20 protein-coding genes are annotated in these 21,799 nt (G+C 62.0%); all 20 read left to right on the top strand.

Going from position 1 to position 21,799, the window contains the following annotated elements:
- Positions 1-725: 725 nt before the first annotated feature.
- The 20 genes from XANALMUS060_RS02750 (at position 726) to XANALMUS060_RS02660 (ending at position 21,639) form a co-directional block, all read left to right on the top strand.
- Entirely contained in the window at positions 726-1,910 is a 1,185-nt protein-coding gene (locus XANALMUS060_RS02750) for a flagellin (RefSeq protein WP_045737006.1), read from the top strand.
- A gap of 218 nt (positions 1,911-2,128) precedes the next feature.
- Complete coding sequence (fliD, locus tag XANALMUS060_RS02745) at positions 2,129-3,466, top strand: flagellar filament capping protein FliD (RefSeq protein WP_082064815.1); 1,338 nt, start codon at positions 2,129-2,131, stop codon at positions 3,464-3,466.
- 154 nt (positions 3,467-3,620) lie between these two features.
- A complete protein-coding gene (gene fliS, locus XANALMUS060_RS02740; protein WP_045737004.1) occupies positions 3,621-4,040 on the top strand; it encodes a flagellar export chaperone FliS in 420 nt (139 codons plus the stop codon).
- The gene (locus XANALMUS060_RS02735) at positions 4,037-4,345 is read left to right on the top strand and encodes a hypothetical protein (RefSeq protein WP_045737003.1); all 309 of its coding nucleotides are present in this window, start codon (positions 4,037-4,039) and stop codon (positions 4,343-4,345) included. Before fliS ends, XANALMUS060_RS02735 begins: the two co-directional genes overlap by 4 nt.
- A complete protein-coding gene (locus XANALMUS060_RS02730; protein WP_045737002.1) occupies positions 4,342-4,920 on the top strand; it encodes a PilZ domain-containing protein in 579 nt (192 codons plus the stop codon). Before XANALMUS060_RS02735 ends, XANALMUS060_RS02730 begins: the two co-directional genes overlap by 4 nt.
- 91 nt (positions 4,921-5,011) lie before the next feature.
- Positions 5,012-5,644 carry a response regulator transcription factor gene (locus XANALMUS060_RS02725; RefSeq protein WP_045727445.1) on the top strand — a complete coding sequence of 211 codons (633 nt, stop codon included), beginning with the start codon at positions 5,012-5,014 and terminating at the stop codon, positions 5,642-5,644.
- A gap of 270 nt (positions 5,645-5,914) precedes the next feature.
- Positions 5,915-7,315, top strand: coding sequence for an RNA polymerase factor sigma-54 (rpoN, locus tag XANALMUS060_RS02720; protein WP_045737001.1), 1,401 nt, complete (start codon positions 5,915-5,917; stop codon positions 7,313-7,315).
- 14 nt (positions 7,316-7,329) lie between these two features.
- The gene (locus XANALMUS060_RS02715; protein ID WP_045727444.1) at positions 7,330-7,713 is read left to right on the top strand and encodes a response regulator transcription factor; all 384 of its coding nucleotides are present in this window, start codon (positions 7,330-7,332) and stop codon (positions 7,711-7,713) included.
- The gene (locus XANALMUS060_RS02710; RefSeq protein ID WP_045727443.1) at positions 7,710-9,197 is read left to right on the top strand and encodes a sigma-54 dependent transcriptional regulator; all 1,488 of its coding nucleotides are present in this window, start codon (positions 7,710-7,712) and stop codon (positions 9,195-9,197) included. Before XANALMUS060_RS02715 ends, XANALMUS060_RS02710 begins: the two co-directional genes overlap by 4 nt.
- 267 nt (positions 9,198-9,464) lie before the next feature.
- Positions 9,465-10,637 carry a DegT/DnrJ/EryC1/StrS family aminotransferase gene (locus tag XANALMUS060_RS02705; protein WP_045727442.1) on the top strand — a complete coding sequence of 391 codons (1,173 nt, stop codon included), beginning with the start codon at positions 9,465-9,467 and terminating at the stop codon, positions 10,635-10,637.
- Positions 10,634-10,858 carry an acyl carrier protein gene (locus XANALMUS060_RS02700; RefSeq protein WP_045737000.1) on the top strand — a complete coding sequence of 75 codons (225 nt, stop codon included), beginning with the start codon at positions 10,634-10,636 and terminating at the stop codon, positions 10,856-10,858. Before XANALMUS060_RS02705 ends, XANALMUS060_RS02700 begins: the two co-directional genes overlap by 4 nt.
- Positions 10,859-10,861: 3 nt before the next feature.
- Positions 10,862-11,902 (top strand): ketoacyl-ACP synthase III, encoded by a 1,041-nt coding sequence (locus tag XANALMUS060_RS02695; RefSeq protein WP_045736999.1) that lies wholly within the window; start codon positions 10,862-10,864, stop codon positions 11,900-11,902.
- Between the two features lie 2 nt (positions 11,903-11,904).
- Complete coding sequence (locus XANALMUS060_RS02690) at positions 11,905-12,666, top strand: SDR family oxidoreductase (RefSeq protein ID WP_045736998.1); 762 nt, start codon at positions 11,905-11,907, stop codon at positions 12,664-12,666.
- A gap of 14 nt (positions 12,667-12,680) precedes the next feature.
- A complete protein-coding gene (locus XANALMUS060_RS02685; RefSeq protein WP_045737109.1) occupies positions 12,681-13,442 on the top strand; it encodes an SDR family oxidoreductase in 762 nt (253 codons plus the stop codon).
- Positions 13,439-14,086 (top strand): NeuD/PglB/VioB family sugar acetyltransferase, encoded by a 648-nt coding sequence (locus XANALMUS060_RS02680; RefSeq protein ID WP_045736997.1) that lies wholly within the window; start codon positions 13,439-13,441, stop codon positions 14,084-14,086. The genes XANALMUS060_RS02685 and XANALMUS060_RS02680 overlap by 4 nt, the downstream gene beginning before the upstream one ends.
- A 24-nt stretch (positions 14,087-14,110) precedes the next feature.
- Entirely contained in the window at positions 14,111-15,250 is a 1,140-nt protein-coding gene (locus XANALMUS060_RS02675) for an aromatic ring-hydroxylating dioxygenase subunit alpha (protein WP_045736996.1), read from the top strand.
- Positions 15,247-15,864: an acetyltransferase gene (locus XANALMUS060_RS02670; RefSeq protein ID WP_045736995.1), complete on the top strand. Its 618-nt coding sequence runs from the start codon at positions 15,247-15,249 to the stop codon at positions 15,862-15,864. Before XANALMUS060_RS02675 ends, XANALMUS060_RS02670 begins: the two co-directional genes overlap by 4 nt.
- Positions 15,865-15,893: 29 nt before the next feature.
- A complete protein-coding gene (locus XANALMUS060_RS18180; RefSeq protein ID WP_200893992.1) occupies positions 15,894-16,394 on the top strand; it encodes a hypothetical protein in 501 nt (166 codons plus the stop codon).
- Positions 16,395-16,752: 358 nt separating this feature from the next.
- Positions 16,753-17,886 (top strand): FkbM family methyltransferase, encoded by a 1,134-nt coding sequence (locus tag XANALMUS060_RS02665; protein WP_045736994.1) that lies wholly within the window; start codon positions 16,753-16,755, stop codon positions 17,884-17,886.
- A 258-nt stretch (positions 17,887-18,144) separates the two neighbouring features.
- On the top strand, positions 18,145-21,639 hold the full coding sequence (locus tag XANALMUS060_RS02660; RefSeq protein WP_200893999.1) for a glycosyltransferase: 3,495 nt from the start codon (positions 18,145-18,147) through the stop codon (positions 21,637-21,639).
- Positions 21,640-21,799: the final 160 nt, after the last annotated feature.

Genomic DNA, 21,799 nt, shown 5'->3' with positions numbered 1-21,799 from the left:
GCGGCAGCAACGCCATTGGACATCGATCCAGCGTTCCAAGCCGAGATCGTCTCGCAGGGCGTAGCGACGTGCCATGGCAGGATGAGGCGAAAAGGGGCAGGCAACAAGCATCGCCTATCCGAGCAATTGATGGCAGGCCCTAGGCAATGATGGCCGTTTAACGGCCAGGGCAATTCAAGCACCATTCATGGTCAATCTCGACGCCCATGCAGTTGCGCTATAGGGCTTGTCCCAATCGAGCGGATCAGCCTCGATATACTGGCCCTGCGGAAGCAGGCCAGGCCGACCACTAAAAATAGCCGCAGACACGCGGCGTGACGCACATCACTTGACTGCAGTTCTGTGCCGACAACCCGTCTACATTTTTTGACAATGCTCAAAATCACTTTTCAGGCGATTTAACTCACGCACGGAAAAGGACCAACGCCGTCGCAATCCATCCCCGCCTTTAATCGTTATAAAAAGATCGTCATTGCAAACGGCGTCACAAACAAGCCGTTCCGATCCCTAAAGTTTGCCAAAGCGCTGCCGAAACAAGCTCTTCGCCGCGTGCCTGCATTGCTGCTACATCATGGATCACGATATTTTCCGCAGCAAATCGCTAAAGCTTGTCGTCACGCAGCCGTTATTTATCTCAGCAGCGGCAACGGCCAATTGATGGCCCCCCTGCGGAGGCTCCAGGCACCGTTGGGTTGCCGGATAAATCGCTTAGAGGAGATATCAAAATGGCACAAGTAATCAACACCAATATTATGTCGCTGAACGCTCAGCGCAACCTCAACACCAACAGCGCCAACCTGGCGACGACGATTCAACAGCTGTCGACGAGTAAGAGAATCAACAGCTCCAAAGACGACGCCGCCGGTCAGAAGATCGTCGAGGGTTTCACCACCCAGATCCGCGGCCTGGACGTTGCCACGCGTAACGCCAACGACGCCATCTCGCTGTCGCAGACGGCCGAAGGTGCGATGGCCGAAATCGGCAACAATCTGCAGCGTATCCGTGAACTGGCGGTGCAGTCGTCCAACGCCACCAACTCTACCAGCGACCGTCAGGCGCTCAATGCGGAAGTCACTCAGCTGACCTCTGAAATCGACCGCGTCGCCAACCAGACCGACTTCAACGGCACCAAGCTGCTGAATGGCTCGTTCACCGGCGCCCTGTTCCAGGTCGGCGCCAACGCCGGTCAGACCATCGGTATCAGCTCGATCGTTGACGCCAACATCAATGTGCTGGGCAAGACCGGCTTCGCAGCCACCCAGACCGGTTCGGCCGCACTCGCCTCGGGCACAGCGACCGCCAGCGGCAGCTTCTCTGGCATGGTGGTCAACGGCATCGCCATCGATGCGGTCAACGTGGCCTCTGGCGACGCAGGTTCTGATGTGTCCACCAAGATCGTCGCCGCGATCAACAACAAGATGGACCAGACCGGCGTCTACGCCTCGGTCAACACCAGCGGCCAGCTACAGCTGGACTCGATCAAGGGTGGCCAGGACTTCACCTTCACCGCTGGCAGCGCTACTGGCGCAACCGGCATCACGTTCAGCAACGCCGGCATCGCAGCTTCCGCTACTGCAGCTGCAGGCACCACGAGCGTCGTGCAGAATCTGGACATCACCAGCTTCCAAGGTGCGCAGAAGGCCCTGAGCATCGTCGACAACGCGCTGAACGCAGTCAACTCCTCGCGCGCCGACATGGGTGCGATCCAGAACCGCTTTACCTCCACCATCGCCAACCTGAGCTCGACTTCGGAAAACCTGTCTGCATCGCGCAGCCGCATCCAGGACACCGACTACGCTAAGGCAACCGCCGATCTGACCCGCGAGCAGATTCTGCAGCAGGCCGGTACCGCGATGCTGGCGCAGGCCAAGTCGGCTCCGCAGAGCGTGCTGAGCTTGCTGCAAGGCTAAGCATAGGCATAGCGGATCACATCAAGCCCACCCGCAAGGGTGGGCTTTTTGTTATCCATGTATAGCTAGGCACAGGATTTGCCTTCAAACCCTGGCATCACAATTTGTAGACAATAGACTCAAGCATCGAGGCCGACTGCCGATAGTTCTCCCAAGCGCTGGACATTCCTGTGCCAGTCACCGTAAGGAAGGCCACCATGGCTGCTACTTCTTCAATCATGTCGTCCATCGGCTCTGGCCTGGATATCCCGACCTTCGTCGCCAATCTGGTCGCCCAGGAACGCGCCCCACAGGAAGATCGGATCAACAAAGACGGCACCGCCTCGACCGCCCAACTCTCGGCACTGGGGACAATCAAGGGAGCGATGTCCAATCTGCAGACCGCGATCAACTCCGTCTCCTCCAGCGCCGACACAGGTGCGTTCAGCGCCACTGTGGCCGATGGTGCCGGATATACCGCCAGCGTCACCTCAAACAGCACTGCGGGCAATTACAACGTGGAAGTGGTCAGCTTGGCGCAAGCGCAAAAGCTAACTTCTGCTGCATATGCCAGCACTACGGCGGTCGGTAACGGCACATTGACGATCGCCTACGGCACTAGCTCGCTCAATGTCACCATCGCCCCAGGCAGCACACTCAGCGATATCGCCGCAGCGATCAATAAGGCAGCCGGAGGCAACGGTGTGACCGCAAGCGTGGTCAACGCGGACGATGGCAACCATCTTGTCCTCAATGCGGTGAATACCGGCACGAAGGGTGCATTGACCGTCACCGCATCCGGTGGCGACGGCGGCCTGGCCGCATTCGCCTATCCAAGTAATAGCAGCACTGGCGGCAGTAGCAGCACCAGCGGCATGACCCAAAATACCGCCGCAACCGATGCGGTCGTGCGTGTGGACGGTTTCACACGCACCTCTAGCAGTAATTCCATCGCCGATCTAGCGCCTGGCGTCGTCCTGAACCTGACCAAGGCCACGCCGGGCAGCACATTCAAACTCAGCATCGCCAACGACAACAGTAAGCTGAAAGCTAACCTGACCGCCCTCGTCAGTGCCTACAACGCAACCAATACCGTACTGAACTCCTCCAGCGACTACAATGCAACCACCAAGACAGCGTCCCCGCTGACCGGCGACGCGATGGTGCGCGGTCTGCAGCAATCATTACGCAAACAGGTCAGCGATAATATCGTCAACCTCAGCGCGTTAGGTGTCAGCATCGACAAGGACGGCGTGATGAGCTTCGACAGCGGCAAGTTCGACAACGCAATGGCCAGTAATCCTGCTTCGGCCAAGGGTATGCTAGGTGCTAATGGCAGCTTCACTACAGGGATGAACACCCTACTCAACGGCAATCTGGACGGTACCAACGGAACACTGACCCAGCGCACCAACGCGCTCAACAAGCACATCAGTAACCTGACCGATCAACTCAGCGACCTGGACAAACGCATGTCGACACTGACCGACCAGTACAACGCCAGATTCAGCGCAATGAATACGCTCGTTGCACAAATGCAGAGCGTGATGGATGGTCTTTCCAAGCAATTTGGATAATGAAAACAGCGTCAAAACAACTCAAGTCCAAGCGTGTTTCAGCCGATATATTTTAGTATCGACAGTCATTCCGGACTGGCAGCACGCAACCACTGCAGGATTTTTCCTCCACTGGTGGTAGTGCAATGAAATAAAGCACTTGAGAGGTTTTCACATGTATGGTTCAAATCGCCAATGCGCCGAGCAGTACCGCAAGATGAGCATCTCCACCAGCATTACCGATGCGAACCCGCACAAACTAGTGGCGATGTTGTTCGATGGTGTCTGTCAGCGTATCCGCCAAGCGCAGGCATCCATGGCCCAGGGCGACCAAGCGCGCAAGGGCAAGGCAATCGGCCAAGCCTGCGATATCGTTAGTCATCTCAACGGCTCGCTCGATCACGAAGCCGGTGGTGAGATCGCCAACAACCTCTCGGCCCTGTACGACTACGTGATGCGCCAACTAACCGCAGCTAATCTTCACAACGACGAAAGCGCGCTGATCGAATCGCTGGAATTGCTCAGCGAGATCCGCGCAGCTTGGAACGCCATTCCCACGCAGCAACGGGAAGTGGCCACGGCCGCCGTGGCATGAGCACTCCAACCATCAGTTTCGACTCGCTGCATGCCCAACTGACCCAGTTGCAGCAGGTACTGAAGACAGACGAACATGCTCTTGCCGAGCGCATCATCACCGATCACGCCCAGCAACTGCAGCAATATCTGCAACAAGACGGTGCCGATATCTCGCGTGAAACATTGCAGAAGCTGCTGCAAAAGCAACAAGCGCTGACCACGCAAATGCTTCAGTTGCGCGACGAGGCCGCCGTTTGGTTGCGCGCCAATCGCTATTTCAACAATGCCACCCGCGTATATGCGCAAGCTGGATTACTGAGATGAACGGCGCGTCAGACGGCACCTTGCAGCATCGTGCCGAGACCGAGCTGTTCCACGACACGCTGAGCTGCGAACTGACACTGCCTGCCGACTTTGTGCCTGGTCACGGCATTGGCCGCCTGAGCGCAGCCGAAACACTGCTGAGAGGACTCGCCCAGGTCGAGGATCTACGTGCCGAAGATGGTAGCGACGAGCGCGGCGATGCCTCCCTGCACTTACAACGCATGGACGCCAAGCTCGACCTGATGCTGGTACTGCTAGGACGGCTGGCCCGGCAACACGAAGACATACTGCCATTGCGCCCAGTGCGCTGGTCACGGCGCGGCATCCGGCTGGAATTGAGCAAGCACTCTGGCGCCCTCCCCGCGGCGGCAGGCCTACTACGGCTACAACCCTCCGACTGGCTGCCCGATCACCTGGAACTGCCGGTGCGGGTTCTTGACGAAGCCAATGACGCGGGCCGCTTCCATCTCTGGCTACAATTCGAGACACAACCGCCAAGCATGGAAGAAGCGATGGAACGTCATCTGTTTCGCCTGCACCGCCGACAGATCGCCAGCAGCAGGCGCGCCCGCTGAGCACACATCCCCCTGTCCCGTGTCCAAGGCGAGGTTGGCGGCAGCCGCCGACTGGGCTAATGTGCGATTCTGAAAAGAAGGATCTTGCACCGTGCGAGTCATCATTGTCGACGATCACACCCTTGTACGCGCCGGCCTTAGCCGGTTGCTACAGACGTTTGCGGACGTCGATGTGGTCGCCGAGGCCAGCAATGCCCAGCAGGCGCTGGACCTGACCGTCCTGCATCGCCCCGATCTGGTGCTGATGGATCTCTCCCTGCCCGGACGTAGCGGACTGGATGCGCTCACCGATGTCTTGCAAAGCGCACCCAAAACCCGCGTGGTGATGATGTCCATGCACGATGACCCGGTGCATGTGCGCGATGCGCTGGACCGTGGCGCCACCGGCTTCGTCGTCAAGGATGCCGCGCCATTGGAGTTGGAGCTGGCGCTACGCGCGGCCAGTGCGAACCAGATGTTCTTGAGCCCGCAGATCTCCTCCAAAATGATCGCGCCGATGCTCGGGCGCGAACGCCCCGTCGGCATTGCCGCGCTTTCGCCACGGCAACGCGAGATATTGCGTCAGATCGGCCGCGGTCAAAGCAACAAAGAAATCGCATCGGACCTGGGCATCAGCGTCAAGACCGTGGAAACCCATCGCGCCCGGATGATGGAATCGCTAGGCTGCAGGCGTGCCAACGACTTGGTGTTGCTGGCCGCACGCCACCAGAACGAGCTGATCTGAACGATCGTGACGTCATTCCATCACCTTGCGTTGGCATGACGTTTGCCTGTACCGAACGAACAGACAAAACCAAGTCGCAGCTCTCCGCCCAGCTTGTCCTGACACCGTCGACAGTCCGACGTTCCTGACATGCCCGTCAGGATTTTCCCTACAGACCGTCAGGAATTTGACTACCCAGCTCAGAAACCCCCTGATTCTGTTACCGTCGGGCGGCAAGCACTATGCATTCCACAGGCGCTGAAGGTTTTGCGTCGAACCGAGGAAGTTCGCATGAAGCCGACCGTTTCCGCCCAACTGGGCCAACAACTGCATCTAACACCGCAACTCTTGCAGTCGATCCGACTGCTGCAGCTCGATGGTTTGCAATTGGAAATGGAGATCCGGCGCGCGCTGGAAAACAATCCGCTGCTGGAACTGGAAGAACCCGAGGCTGTGGCCGAACCGGAAACCACAGTCGAAGCCGTCCTACAAACCGCCGCATTCGACGAATTACCGGAATCCTCGATGTGGGATGTCCCGGCCGCCGGCTGGAACGACGGCGAGTACGACCGCCTTAAGCATATCGCCGCTGGCGAGTCCACCGACCCGCACCTACGCGTCCTGCAACGGCTGGCGCTGGAATTGCCCCCGCGCGAGATTGAAGCGGCTGCGTTCTGGCTGGAGCACTGCGACGATGCCGGTTACCTCAACGACGCGCTGGACACGCTGACCCTGCTGGCGTGTACACGCCTGGACCTATCGGCCGCACAGATAGAGACGGTGCGCCAGCGCCTGCTGCACGGCGATCCTGTCGGACTGGCGGCACGCGATCTACGCGAGTGCCTGTACGTACAACTGCACGACCTGCCCGGCCCAGTCCCCGGCCGCCATCTGGCCGCGCGCATCCTCGATGGCGACCTGCATCTGCTGGCCAGCCACGACTACGCACTGCTTGCACGCAAACTCGACGCCGAAACCGAGGACGTCCGCGAGGCGATCCGGCTCATCCTGTCGCTGCAACCGCGCCCCGGCGACAGCCTGCAACCGCAGGATCTGGGCCATGTCATCCCCGATGTGGTCGCCTGGCAGGCCGATGGTAACTGGCGCGTGGCGCTGAACCCGGCAACCACCCATCGTGTCAATATCAACCCCATGCACGAGCGTGCCCTTGCCCAAGCCGGCGAAGCGGCGCAGCCACTGCGCGAAATGCTGCAAGAGGCACGCTGGCTGACCCGTGGCCTGTCGATGCGCTACGAGACTCTGCTGCGCACCACGCGCAGCATCGTCGAACGTCAATCCGCGTTTCTGAACAAGGGCGAAGAAGCCATGGCGCCTTTGACCCTGAAAGAAGTGGCCGATGCAATCGGCATGCACGAGTCCACCATCTCGCGCATCACCACCGGCAAGTATCTGCAAACCCCGCGCGGCACCTTCGAGCTGAAGCACTTCTTCGCCGTGCGCCTGGAAGGCGCGGCGGTGTCCGGCCAGGCGGTGCGCGCGATGGTGCGCCGGCTGATCGAATCCGAGCCTAGCAGCCGGCCGCTAGCCGACGAGGCGATCGCTGCGCTACTGTCACGCCAGGGGATCAACGTGGCCAGGCGCACCGTGGCCAAGTATCGTGAACAATTGGATATCGCTCCGGCACGCGAGCGCCGCCGCGGCAGCAAGCCACTACTGGCCCGCACGGGCTAAGGAAACTACCGCACATGAACAAATTGTCCGTGCTTCTGGTCGACGACCACGAAGGCTTCATCAACGCCGCGATGCGCCACTTCCGCAAGCTGGATTGGATGGACGTGATCGGCAGCGCCGCCAATGGCCTGGAAGCCATCGAGCGTTCCGAGTCGCTACGCCCGCAAGTGGTCCTGATGGATCTGGCGATGCCGGAAATGGGTGGACTGCAGGCCACCCGCCTGATCAAGACCCAGGACCAGGCGCCATATATAGTCATCGCCAGCCATTTCGACGATGCCGAACACCGCGAGCATGCCATGCGTGCCGGGGCCGACAACTTCGTCAGCAAGCTGTCCTATATCCAGGAAGTCATGCCGATCCTGGAGGGGCTACGTACCGAAGGAGTACCGACATGAGCGAATCGCGGATCCTGGTGATCGATGACGACGCCCCGCGCGCCGAGCGCACTGTCAGCCTGCTCGAGTTCATGGATCTCAACCCACGCTGGGTCACCGATGTAGCGGACGTCCAGCCGGGTCGCCACCGCCAGAGCGAGTGGATGGCAATCCTGGTCGGCGGACTGGAGGATAAGTCGCAGGCCGATGCGTTTTTTGGTTGGGTCGCGCGCAGCCCGTTGCCACCGCCGGTGCTACTGCTCAACGACGACGCCCAGGCGTTCGCGCAACGGCATGGCCTGCACGAGGCCAATGTGTGGCAACTGGAGGCCCCGCTGCGCCATGCGCAACTGGAGACCCTGCTGCGCCGCGCCAGCCTCAAACGCCTGGATGCCGAGCACCAGGCCGGTGCCGCACAAGACAATGGGCCAACCGGCAATAGCGAAGCGGTCATCATGTTGCGGCGGCTGATCGACCAAGTGGCTGCCTTTGACACCACCGTCTTGGTACTCGGCGAGTCCGGTACCGGCAAGGAAGTCGTCGCCCGCGCGATCCACCAGAAATCGCCACGCTGCGACGGCCCGTTCGTCGCGATCAACTGCGGCGCGATCCCGCCAGACCTACTGGAAAGCGAGCTGTTCGGCCACGAAAAAGGATCCTTCACCGGCGCACTGAGCGCGCGCAAGGGTCGCTTCGAGATGGCAGAAGGCGGCACGCTGTTGCTGGACGAAATCGGCGACATGAGTCTGCCGATGCAGGTCAAACTGCTGCGCGTCCTGCAGGAGCGCAGCTTCGAGCGTGTCGGCGGCAACGTCACTATCCGCTGCAATGTGCGGGTGATTGCGGCAACCCACCGCAACTTGGAAGAACGCATCGCCGGCAACCAGTTCCGCGAAGACCTCTTCTACCGCCTCAACGTATTCCCGATTGAGATGCCGGCGCTACGCGAACGCAGCGACGACCTGCCCGCGCTGGTCAACACGATCGCCGCGCAACTGGCACGTACTGGACGCGGCGAAGTACGCTTTTCCGAAGAGGCGTTGCAAGCATTGCGCAACTACGAGTGGCCAGGCAACGTGCGCGAGTTGACCAATCTGGTCGAACGCTTGGCCGTGTTGCACCCGGATAGTCTCGTGCGTGTGCAAGACTTGCCGGCGCGTTACCGTGGCGATTTCACCTCCTCAATCGACGTCTCTGCGCCACCGTCGCCAATCGCGACAACGGAGCCAAGGCGGCTCCCCAACGTGGTCGACCTGCGTACCGGCGGCAAACTGTATGGGGAGCAATCGCAGGCGACGCAGGTGGCTGCAACGCTGCCGGAGAGCGGACTGGATCTGCGCGGACACATGGCCAACATCGAGTTAGCGCTCATCAACGAGGCGCTGGAGCGCACTCAAGGTGTGGTCGCGCACGCAGCGCAATTGCTGGGCCTTCGCCGCACCACATTGGTCGAAAAACTGCGCAAGTACGGCATTGATCGCGATCAGGCCGAAATGGCCAGCTAAGACGGCCTGCAAAAACGACCGAAGCGACCCGCCGCGGCACATTACCCTCTCATCGCTATCGTCGTCCTCTGGTAGCCTGCAAAGAGGAACCGTATACATTCGCAGACGCTGACTTCGACACCACACGCAAGCACTACGCCGGTGGCGACAACGCGACTCGAAGATAGTGGACAGGCATCATTGGCATGTGGCTTGCTTCACATTGCAGTGAACCGATCGCATACATCCGTGCCCTTGGATTCTCCACCCCTCGCCAGGCAGGCCACTATGCCCATCCCCGTCACCAGTCCGCTGCTGCCGCCCCTGGAAGAGTTCGTCCCGTATCTGGAAAAGATTTGGCGCAGTCGCATCCTGACCAACGGAGGCGACATGCACCAGGCACTGGAAAAGGCGCTGGCGGATTACCTGGGTGTCAGCCATCTAGCGCTGCTGACCAACGGCACACTCGCCTTGCTCACCGCGCTGCAGGCGTTACGCATCACCGGAGAGGTCATCACCACACCCTACTCGTTCGTCGCCACCGCACATGCCCTATTGTGGAGAGGGATCAAACCGGTGTTCGTGGACATCGACCCGCTGACGATGAACCTGGATCCGCTCAAGATCGAGGCGGCGATCACCCCGCAGACCACGGCGATCATGCCGGTGCATTGCTACGGCACGCCCTGCGACACCGCCGCGATCGAGCGCATCGCCGACACCTACAACCTCAAGATTATCTACGACGCGGCGCATGCGTTCGGGGTCAAGGACGCGGGAGGCTCGTTGCTGCGTCACGGCGACCTGAGCGTGCTCAGCTTCCATGCCACCAAGGTATTCAACACCTTCGAAGGCGGCGCCATCGTGTGCCCGGATGCGAAAACCTACCAGCGCATCAGCCGGCTCAAGAACTTCGGTTTCGTCGATGAGACTACCGTGGTCGCCACCGGCATCAACGGCAAGATGAGCGAAATCAACGCCGCATTCGGACTGCTGCAACTGCAGCACATCGACGCCGCGCTGGCGCAGCGCGGCGCGATCGATGCGCATTACCGGCGACGGCTGGCGCAGGTGCCTGGAGTGCGCTGCCTGCCACCGCGCGCGCCAGGGCTGGCCAATTACGCATCGTTCCCGATTCTCGTCGATGAAGCGTTCCCATTGAATCGCGACACCCTGCATCGCTTGATGCGCAGCCACGACATTCTGGCGCGGCGCTACTTCTACCCGCTGATCAGCGATTTCCCCATGTACCGTGACCTGCCCTCCGCAGACCCGGCCGGACTGCCTGTTGCCCGGCAGATGTCCGAACGCGTGTTGTGCCTGCCGATCTATCCCGGTCTGACTCAGGAACAGGTCGATGCGATCTCCGATCTGATCGCCACAGCGGGCGACAGCGCATCCGCGTCAACCACCTCCAATTGCACCCCTTCCTCCTTCGCACATCCCGTGGAAATAGCATGAACCAAGCAACATTTATCGAAAACTTCCTGTCGGCGACGGATTTCCAGAATCCAGTTGAGGTCAGCTTGGAAACCGTGTTGCGCGCGTTGCCCGAATGGGATTCGCTGGCGGCCTTGGGGGTCATCGTGATGTTCGATATGGAATACGGCAAGACCATCACCGGCGAGCACCTGACTGCGGCCATCACCATAGGCGACCTCTATCAGCTGACCGAGGCATAGTCCATGCCGACTTCCACGCTGCACAATGTGCGTTTTGCCGGCATGGCGACCTGCGTCCCGAAGCGCATCGTCTCCAACCTGACCGATTGCCGGCCGCAGATCCGCTCCGAGCGCGAGCGGCTGGTGCGCAACATCGGCATCGAAACCCGGCGCATGGCCGCCGATTGGCAGTGCTTTTCCGACTTGGCATTCGATGCGACACAGGTGCTGCTGGAACAACTGCAGTGGCAGCGCGAGGAAATCGATGCGCTGATCGTGGTCACGCAGTCGCCGGACTATCCGGTTCCGGCGACCGCGATCATCCTGCAAGACCGCCTCGGTCTATCGCATACGACGGTCGCGTTCGACGTCAACCTGGGCTGCTCGGCATATCCGTTCGGCATCAATCTACTGGGTTCGATGATCGCCTCCGGTGGAGTCAAGAAGGGCCTGCTGCTGGTCGGCGACCGCAGCGCCACCTTCGACGATCCGATCTTTTCCGATTCCGGCACCGCGACCGCACTGGAATTCAGTGCCGATGCACCGCCCATGCACTTCGATCTCAACAGCGACGGTAGCGGCTACCGCGCGATCATCCTGCCGGTCGGCGGACATCGCGAACCGGTCGGGATACAGCATCTGATGCCCTACCGTGCCGACGAGAACGACTACTGGCACCGTGGCGTGGACCTGCAACTGGACGGCGTGGCGGTCCTGAGTTTTTCCACCCAACGGGTGCCGCCGGCGGTGCAGAAGCTGCTCGACTACAGCGGCGTGTCCAAGGATCAGATCGACTACTTCGTGTTTCACCAGGCCAACCGGATAATCAACGAGACCATTCGCAAGAAGCTCGGTCTGCCGGCGGACAAAGTCCCCTCCACCCTGCACGACTTCGGCAACACCAGTGGCGCTTCGCTTCCGGTCACGATGACCGCCCGGATCAACAAGCAACTGGAATCCGGGCGCAAGCGCGTGCTGCTATGCGGCTTCGGCATCGGCCTATCGTGGGGCACCTGCCTGGTGGACATCGAGGGAGCCGTGTTTCCCGATTTGATCGAGTCGTGACGATGGCGCCTGTCGCAAGCACAGACGCCTTCGCACTCCAGGGCAAGACCATCCTGGTGACCGGCGCCTCCTCCGGCATCGGTGCCGCCGTCGCCACGCTATGTGCAAGGCTGGGAGCGACGCTGGTACTGAATGGACGCGACGAGGCACGGCTGCACGCGGTGGCTTCCACCCTGCACGGTGGCGACCATCGCACAGTCGCCGGTGACCTGACCGAGGACGCCACTCGCACCCGGTTGCTGGACGCCGCAACGCATTACCAGGGCCTCGCCTCCTGCGCCGGCATCGCCGCGCTGGTGCCGTTCCGGATGGCGGCGGAAAAACACCTGCAACAGATGCTGGCAGTGAACTATCTGGCGCCGATCCTGCTGACCCAGCAATTGCTGGCCAAACGCCGCCTGCACGAAGGCGCGGCGCTGGTGTACGTGTCCGCCTTGACCGCACGCGCGGCACCACAGGCCAGCGCAGGTTACGGCGCATCCAAAGCGGCGCTGGAAGCCGCGGTGCGCTCGTTGGCGCTGGAAAACGCCAGACATCGCATTCGCGCCAACTGCATCGCCCCAGGCTACGTGGACACGCCGATGCTGAGCAAGTTGGGCAGCACCGCCGACATGGACGACAAGATCGGGCTGACTCCGTTGGGACGGATCGACCCGAACGATATCGCCAATGGCGCCGTCTACCTGCTGTCCGACGCCAGCCGCTGGATCACCCGCAGCACCTTGACCATCGACGGCGGGATCTCCCTGCCAATCCGCCTATGATCGTGGAGAACCCCATGTCCGTTGCGGATGCGACATCCGTCTTGTTACGCGAGCTCTACGGGGTACACGGCAAGACGGTGCTGGTGACTGGCGCGTCCAAGGGCATTGGCGAAGCCGTGGCCAGGGCCTGCGCCAACGCCGGTGCGCGCCTGCTCATCGCTGGGCGCGATACAGCGCGACTGCAAGCCGTCTTGGACGCATTACCCGGCGAGGACCACCGCCTCTTCGCTGGCGACCTGAGCGATGCGGCCACAGTGCAACGTCTGGCGGCCGAAAGCGGCCCGCTCGACGGCGTGGTGCATAGCGCCGGCATCCGCGGCCTGTCGCCGATGAAACTGGTCAGCGAGAGCTTCCTCACCGAAGTGACGACGATCAACTACATCGCGCCGACGATGCTCACCCGACATCTGCTCGCGCGCCAGTCGCTGCGTCCCGGTGGTTCCATCGTCTTCCTCTCCTCCATTGCCGCGCTCACCGGCACCGTCGGCGTCGGACCCTACGCCGGTTCCAAGGCCGCGCTGATCGGCATGTTGCGGCCGCTGGCGCTGGAACTGGCGCGACGCAAGATCCGTGCGAATGCGCTGTGCCCTGGCCTGGTCGAGACCTCGTTGATCAGCGAAGACAAGGCCTGGTTCGAGGAAAGCCGCAAGCGCTATCCGCTCGGCATCGGCGAGCCCGACGACGTCGCCCTGGCCTGCCTGTACTTCCTCTCCGACGCCAGCAGCAAAGTGACCGGGCAGGCTTTCAGCATGGACGGCGGCGTGGAGTTCGCATGAATAACGGCCCTCCACAACACGTGCTGATCATCGGTGCCGGCGGCTTCGGTCGCGGCATCGCGGCGATGGCACGCCATGACGACCCGGCCTACGGACACGCCTGGGACATCAAGGGCTTCCTCGATAGCCGCAGCGCGTTGGCGGCGACCAGCCCCTGGCCGATCGTCGGCGATCCGGACAGCTACACGCCCGTCCCCGGCGACCTGTTCGTCTGCGCGCTCGGCGACCCGGCCGCCCGCCGCCGCTACAGCCAGCCCCTGCTGGCGCGCGGCGCGGACTTCATGGTGCTGCGCCCGCGCCTACGCGAGGCCTCGCCTACCCCGATCGGACGTGGCAGCCTGTTCGAGGTCGGTGTGGGGATCGGTGCGGACAGCCGCATCGGCGAGTTCGTCACCATCCTCGCCACCACCATCATCGGCCACGACGTGCGCATCGGCGACTATGTGCAGATCGGCAACTTCGTGTTCGTCGGTGGCGGCGTCACCATCGGCAACGACGTGGTCATCCACCCGCATTCCACCCTGATCCCCGGGATCACGGTCGGCGATGGCGCGGTGATCGGCGCTGGCAGCGTAGTGGTGAAGGATGTCCCGCCACAGGTGACCGTGGCCGGCAATCCCGCGCGCATCATCTTCCAACGTTGATACTGGCGAACAGGATCCTCGCGCATGTCCCGTCACGCACTCGACGCCACGCACTACACCAGCCCGGACACCTTGCGCCTGGAGCAACAACGGCTGTTCGGTCGGCTATGGATCTTCGTTGGCTTCGCCTCGCTGGTGCGCGAGCGCAACCAATTCTTCGCCCGTCAGATCGCGGGCGTGCCGGTGCTGGTGCAACGCACCGACGCCGGTATCCGCGCCTTCCTCAACCAATGCCCGCACCGGCAATCGGCGATCCAGAGCGAACCCCACGGCAAACGCCCCTTGGTGTGCCCGTACCATGCCTGGTCGTTCGGCGCCGAGGGCGAGTTGCGTGGACTGCCCAATTCCGGCCTGTACCAATTCACCGCGGAAGAAAAAGCCGGCATCTGCCTGACCAAGCTGCACCTGCGGCAGGTCGGTGAGTTGCTGTTCGTGAACCTGGCAGAGCAGCCGTTGCCGCTGGAGGAGCAATTTGCCCCCGAGTTTCTGGAGGAACTGCGCGCCGCATCATCGCACCTGGATTCGCAGATCATCTACAGCTGCCATCGCGTGCGCTACAACTGGAAGCTCAACATGGAGAACGTCAAGGACTACAACCATCTACCATTCATCCACCCAAAGACCTTCAATCCGCTGATGAACGCCACTCCGAATTCATCCGCTCAGGTTGAACGACCGGCGGAGGTGCCGTCCGTGGTCGAGCAGTTGCTGCAAGCAGGCCACGCCCCTGCAATCGATGCGCTGAGCTTCCCGGCCAAAGCCGCGATGGCCGAGCACGACAACTGGTACCGCCCACTATGCGAGCGCTATGGCGAGGATTCGGCGTTCTACAACTGGTTCGTCTATCCGAACGTCAACTTCTACAGCGTGCGCGGCGACTCCTTCGTACTGCAGCAGTACGACCCGGTCTCGCCCCATGAGAGCGACTACCATCTGTGGGTGACCACCGCGCGCCGCAGGAGCGAGCGTACCGATTTCACTGCGCTGCTGAGTACGTTGATCCGCATCGAACATCAGATCATCGCCGAGGACACCGCCGTGTTGGAACGCCTGCAAGCGCGTCTCGGACCCCATTCCCCACCCACCATGCACGGCGACTACGAAACCGAACTGGTCCGCCAGCACCTGTGGTACCGCAGCAACGTGCTGGAGGCGCAGGCATGAAAACATTGCTGCTGCTCGGCGAAGGCGACGCGCTGGAGCAGGCACGACGCACCGCGCAAGCGTGCGGTTTTGTCCATGTCAGCCTGACGCTGCACTCCACCGACCGCTACAACTTCGACCTGGGCGAACTGCACGCCAGCCACGCCGCAGCGGAGACCGACGTGTTCGTCGCACTCGACGAACGTGCGGTCAATCAGTCGCGGCACAAGCTGCTGGCCGACGTGCGACTGGCCGGCTACCGCACCATCGATCTGGTATGGCCGCAGTCGCATATCGATGCCGACGTGCGGCTGATGGGCAATGTGTACGTGGGGCCTGGCTGCAATCTCGCGGCGGGCAGCAGTCTCGGCCAGGGCGCGTGGCTGGAACGGCAGGTGATCGTCGAACAGGATGTCCGAATCGGTGCCTGCGCCACCCTGCATGCCGGCGTCCATCTTGGGCGCGGCACCCAGATCGGCCAAGGCAGCACCCTGGGCAGCGCCAGCATGACCCACAGCGGCAGCAAGATCGGCCGGCACTGCGAATGGCTGTTGCCTGGGATGCTGCCGGAGGTATTGCCCGACCGTTGTTTCTACGATGCGCTGATGCCGAGCGGCGCTCGTATCCTGATGTAGGTGCACATTCGCTCGCACCGGCGAGCAAGATGAAGCTTGCAGATCAAATGCATTTCAATGCGAACCAAGTGGGAAATGCAAGAAATACAAGCTCCGAGTTATCGCTCTTAAGCGACATGAATTTTCCATCATCATCGATAGACAATCTCAACCAAAAAGGAAATTGTATGCAAGCATTTAAAATTGGCAAAAACTTCAAGGCAGTTTCCCCGCAGGGAATTTTACAACTTGTATCTCCCGCCAATAATGTTAACGGCTTAATCGTCAGCACTGCAATACTGACTACCTCTCCAGGCGGATATGTCAACCTTTACGCATCGGAAACCGCTCCAACTGCTCCAGGCGATCTTAATACGCGCATTATTTTTTGCGCAAATAGCGACACACCTAATGACAAAAAGGGAATTGCAATTATGCCCTATCCTTTATTTATTCCCGCAGGTCTTGGCTTATGGGCAACAAGTGGACTTTATGCAAGCTCAGCAACCTCAACAGGCGGACTCTCCATTACCTGGGATCTACTCTCATAATTCTATCTTGATGCGATTCCGGCCATCAAACTTCTTGATTTGAGGGACAGGATCTGGTCACCTTACTTGAACAGATCCTGCCGGATGCGCAACCGCGTACGAAGGTGCGCTATAGGGGGCTGACGAAGAATGCCGGGCAGTTGAAAGCGCTGATGGAAGGTGCGTCCGAATTGTGAAAATAATGAGTTTTTCAGAGAATTTCGGCTTGAACGCGGCTTTGGAAAGCCGCTGGGTCCGATTCCAATCGCTATGAACGAGACTGAACGTCGCTACCGTCATTTTCCCAGTGACTTGTTCAGAGGGTCTCTGACGACCATCGCAGCAATCTCCACATAACACCCATCTCCCGAGTGCATCCATGACCAACACCTCAACCACGCCTCGCGACGAAACAGACCTGATTGCACATTGCACAGACGCCGGCGGCGCAATCTTCATGGCCCCCAGTTCCACTCTCGGCGGGATTTATGCAACGCACGCAGCGGCTACGCTGGTCGAGCGCGCTCCGGGCATCAGGATCATTGCCCTGGACGATGTGTTGTATGAGGGGCATATCGCCGACATGGGTTTCAGCGATATCCGGCCGACCAACGCGTTCCGGAACGACCCGCAACTTGCGACGCTGCCCACCATCAACTGCGCATTCATGCCGACCGCATGGCTGTACTTCGCGCAACTGCAAGACGCAGGCAGCGGGCGCCGGATCGATCTTCCGGAGCTGTTGTACGCGCTGGATATCCCACTGGTGTATCAGACTGGGCGTTTGACCCGCGAGCAGACACTGGCGCACCGCGCGCAATTCGCCGCGCTGCGCGAACGCTTCGGCGATCCCCTGAGCATGCGCACGCTCGACGCCGTGCTGCAGATGCGGATGACTGGCGACCGGCGGCCGTTACTGGACGTGCTGTGCCCGATGGAGCAGGAATACTTCTCCGTTTACTCCACCAACGCACATCCGCTGCGAATCGGTGCGGACGAGCACTACGTGGACATCGGCGCCTACCGCGGCGACACGGTGAAGAAATTCCGCGCCGCCTCGCGCCATCGCTACGCCTCGATCCACGCGTTCGAGCCGGACCCGGCCAACTTCGCCGCGTTGCAACGCGACCTCGCCGACGATGGCGGGCGCACCGTGCTGCACAATGCCGCCGTCTCCGATGTCGCCGGAACCCTGGCCTTCCATGCCGAAGGCACCATGGGCAGCCGACTCGATGCCAACGGCACGGTGATGGTCCCCAGCGTGCGCCTGGACGAGCTGATCGAACACGTCACGATGATGAAAATGGATGTGGAGGGATTCGAGCCGCAGGTGCTGCGCGGCGCCGCCGGGCTGATCCAGCGCTGCCGCCCGCGCATGGCCATCACCTGCTACCACAACGCACTGGACCTGCTGGAGATCGTCGCCGTCCTCGACCACATCCTGCCGGATGCGAAACTGCGCTTGCGCCAGTATGCGATGTATTTCTTCGATACCGTCCTCTACGTGGAATAACCGCGCGGCGCGTTTGCGCATTGTGCAGATAGAAAACCGCACACCGCTCTGCGACGCAGGATGCTTCCCTCCAGCATCGACCAAAATAAGCACGCTCGACACCGCCGCGCCTGGTCAGCGGCATGCCGCCGCCGCGACGGCGTGCTGAGACCGGCATACATGTTGCATCGGGCTTGGGATCGGGCGCGATGCGCTCCATGCCATTTCCTTCGAGACGGCCCAGCATTCATGAGTCCCCTCCCCCTGGTCAGCGTGGTCATGCCGGCCTACAAGGCCCGCTACTTCGAGAAGACGCTCGACAGCGTACTCGCCCAGACCTACCCGTCGCTGGAGCTGGTGATCTGCGACGACAACCCCGATGGCATGATCCAGGCCATCGTGGAGCGCCGTCGCATCGACGCACGCCTGCCGATCCGCTACCACCGCAACCCGAGCCGCTACGGCGAGTTGGGTAGCACCGTGCGCGGCATCGCGCTGGCCGAGGGCGAATACCTGAAGTTCCTCCACGACGACGATGTGCTGGAAGCGGACTGCATCGCGGCGCTGGTCGCCGCCATGCAAAGCCACCCCGGTGTGGTGCTGGCCTCGTCGCGACGCCAGCGTATCGGCAGCGACGATGCGCCGCTGGAAGACATCCCCGCGACCGCTTTCCCATTCGCCGAGGATGTGCGGCTGGATGGCCCACAACTGCTGTCCTTCCTCGCCGACCACACCATCAACTTCATCGGCGAGCCCAGTTGCGTGCTGTGCCGGCGCCGCGATCTGCTGGAGTTCGGCGATCAGTTGATGTCGCTGGATGGCCGGGTAACGCATTGGGTTGGCGACCTGTCGATGTACGCCAAACTCCTGCATCGCGGCGATCTGGCCCTGCTGGCAAGGCCACTGACCCGCTTCCGCGTGTCGCAGGAACAATACAGTCAGACAGGCCGCGACCAACCCGGGATCGGCGATCAAGGCCACGACGATTTCCGCCGCGGCGTGCGCGCAATGGGCTGGTATCGCGGGGATGGCGACGCGCGTCTGGTCGGAGTGACGCCCTTGGCCGGCGGCAGCACCACACCGGTGGACCTGATACAGGCCATCCAAGCCGCCTATGCACGTCAACGCATACAAGCAGCCTTAGGCGACTGGCAAGCGCGCCGGCAACCGACGCCCGTCCAACGCACGCTCATCGACGCACGCATGGCCGCACTGGGCGGCCCGGCGCGGCTGACAGTGCTGATCGATGCGCGCACAGCCGACATCACCGCCGTGGAGACGACGCTGCACAGCCTGCTGCTGGAAGGGGCCGCGTTCGTCCATCTGCGCGTCCTCGTCCTCAGCGAGGGCGCCACCACGCCATGGTCGGACCCGAGAGTGCAATCGCTAGCGCCACTGGCGGCCAACGCCGATGCCGCCGCGATGAACGCCGCGGTAGAGGCGGCCAACACCAGCGACTGGTGCCTGCGCGTGACGGCCGGGACCCGCTTCTGCGCCGGAGGCCTGCTGCGCCTGCTGCTGGAACTTGCCCAGCATCCGCAGTGCAGCGCGCTGTATGCGGACGAATGGCTGGCGTTGGACGCACACACCCTGGCGCCGGTGCTGCGCCCGGATCCAGACCTGGACCTGTTGCTGGGCAACCCGCTCGCCACCGCTGGCCATTGGATCTTCCGCCTCGCTCTGGTCCGCGAACTGGGCGGCTTCGATCCCAACTACGATGGCGCCAGCGAACTGGAATTGATCCTGCGCCTGTTCCTGCGCGATGCCGGCGCCAGCATCGCGCACCTGCCCGAACCGCTACTGATCGCCACGCCGGCTGTGGCCGATAATGGCGCTGAGGCACGCCAACGGGCGATCTTGGCGCACTTGCAGGCACGCGGCTATACCGACGGCAGGGTCGATGCACTGCCAGGCGGACTGTGGCGGATCGACTACGGCCACACCCAACATGCCTTGGTCTCGATCGTCCTGCTGGGACAGGACAATCTACCGGCACTGCAAAGCGTGGTGGTCAGCCTGCTCGAACACACCACCTATCCGGCCTACGAACTGCTGCTGGTCGACAATTTCAGCATCGCCCCCGCCGTGACCGAGTGGATGCAAGCCGTGGCGGAGTTGGGCAACGGCCACATCCGCGTGTTCGCGCTGGAACAGCGCGTCAGCCAGGCCGAGGCGCGCAATCTGGCCGCGACGCAGGCCCAGGGCGAATACCTGTTGTTCCTGGACGCCGACAGCAATCTGCTCCAGGGCAGTTGGCTGCACGCACTGATGAACCACGCACAGCGTCCGGAAGTCGGCATCGTCGGCGCCAAGGGCGTTTCCAGCGATGGCGCGATCACCCACGCCGGGCTACTGCCGGGCCTGCTGCGCGACGCCGGCCATGCGTTTGCCGGCGAAGCGATGGCACAGCCTGGCTATATGGGGCGGCTGCAGGTGGCGCATCGCTACAGCGCCGTCTCCGACCGTTGCCTATTGATCCGGCGCGCACTGTTCGAGCAGTTATCGGGCTTCGACGTCGCCGCGTTCGGCGCGGGCGGCGCCGATGTGGATCTGTGCCTGCGTGCGGCGGCACAGGGCCAATGGACACTGTGGACCCCCGACGCGCTGCTGCTGCAACCCGTCGCCACAACACGTGTGGACGCCGCCACCGACGCCCTGTTGCAACGCTGGCTGCCGGCAATGGCGCACGACCCCGCCCATTCGCCCAGCCTGAGCCTGGACCAAACTGGCGGCTTCAAATTGGGCGAATCCGATTTTTCCTGGCAACCACTGTCGTGGAAGCCCCTGCAACGCGTGCTGGCGTATCCCGGCGATGCGTTCGGCAGTGGTCATTACCGCGTGATCCAACCGTTCCAGGCGCTGACCGCAGCCGGACAGATCGATGGCGTTTACTACGCACGGCTGCTCGATCCAGTGGAGAGCGAACGCATTGGCGTCGACGCAATGATCGTGCAGCGCCGGGTGGGTGAAGCGGAACTGGCGCAAATGGAACGCCTGCGCCGCTTCTCCAGCGCATTCAAAGTCTACGAGCTGGACGACTACCTCCCCAATCTGCCATTGAAAAGCGCACACCGCGCACAGATGCCCAAAGATGTGCTGCATTCGTTGCGCCGCGCCGCCAACTTGGTGGACCGCGTGGTGGTATCCACGCCGACCCTCGCCGATGCCCTGGCCGGCCTGCACACGGACATCCGCGTGGTGCGCAATCGCCTGGACCCGCACATGTGGGGCGGACTGAACGCACGAGCCCGCATGCCCGCGGACAAGCCACGGGTCGGCTGGGCCGGTGGCGCCAGCCATACCGGCGATCTCGAACTGATCGCCGACGTGGTCAAGGCATTGGCCGGCGAAGTGCATTGGGTCTTCATGGGCATGTGCCCGGAGCGACTGCGGCCGCATGTGGCCGAGGTACACGCTGGCGTGGACTTCGCGCGCTATCCGCAGGCCCTGGCCGCGCTCGGCCTGGACCTTGCCCTGGCACCGCTGGAAGACAACCTGTTCAACCGCTGCAAAAGCAACCTGCGCCTGCTCGAATACGGCGCTTGCGGCTACCCGGTGGTGGCCAGCGACCTGCCGCCCTACCGGGACGGTGGACTCCCCGTGACCTTGGTGAAGAATCGTTTCCGCGATTGGATCACGGCAATCCGCGCGCATCTTGCCGATGCCGATGCGCGGGCCGCGACAGGCACCGCACTGCACGCTGCGGTACAACGCGACTGGATGCTACAAGGCACCAACCTGGACGAGTGGCGCGCGACCTGGCTGCCGAACTGAGCCCTAGCAGCCCACTGGCGCCCCCGTTCACCAGTGAAATCCAACGCTGTCGCCACGTCCGCCGACGGCAGCGTCAATCGCCGGGCCGTCAATCGCCTGGCATGTCGGGCGTTGGCAGCGCACGCAACTGCGTCAGGAAGCCGACGCGGCACATGTCACT

This window comes from Xanthomonas sp. MUS 060 (assembly GCF_000963215.1).
Taxonomy (GTDB): domain Bacteria; phylum Pseudomonadota; class Gammaproteobacteria; order Xanthomonadales; family Xanthomonadaceae; genus Xanthomonas_A.
Note: the sequence above shows the minus strand (reverse complement) of the source record. Positions and strands in the feature narration are given on the sequence as shown.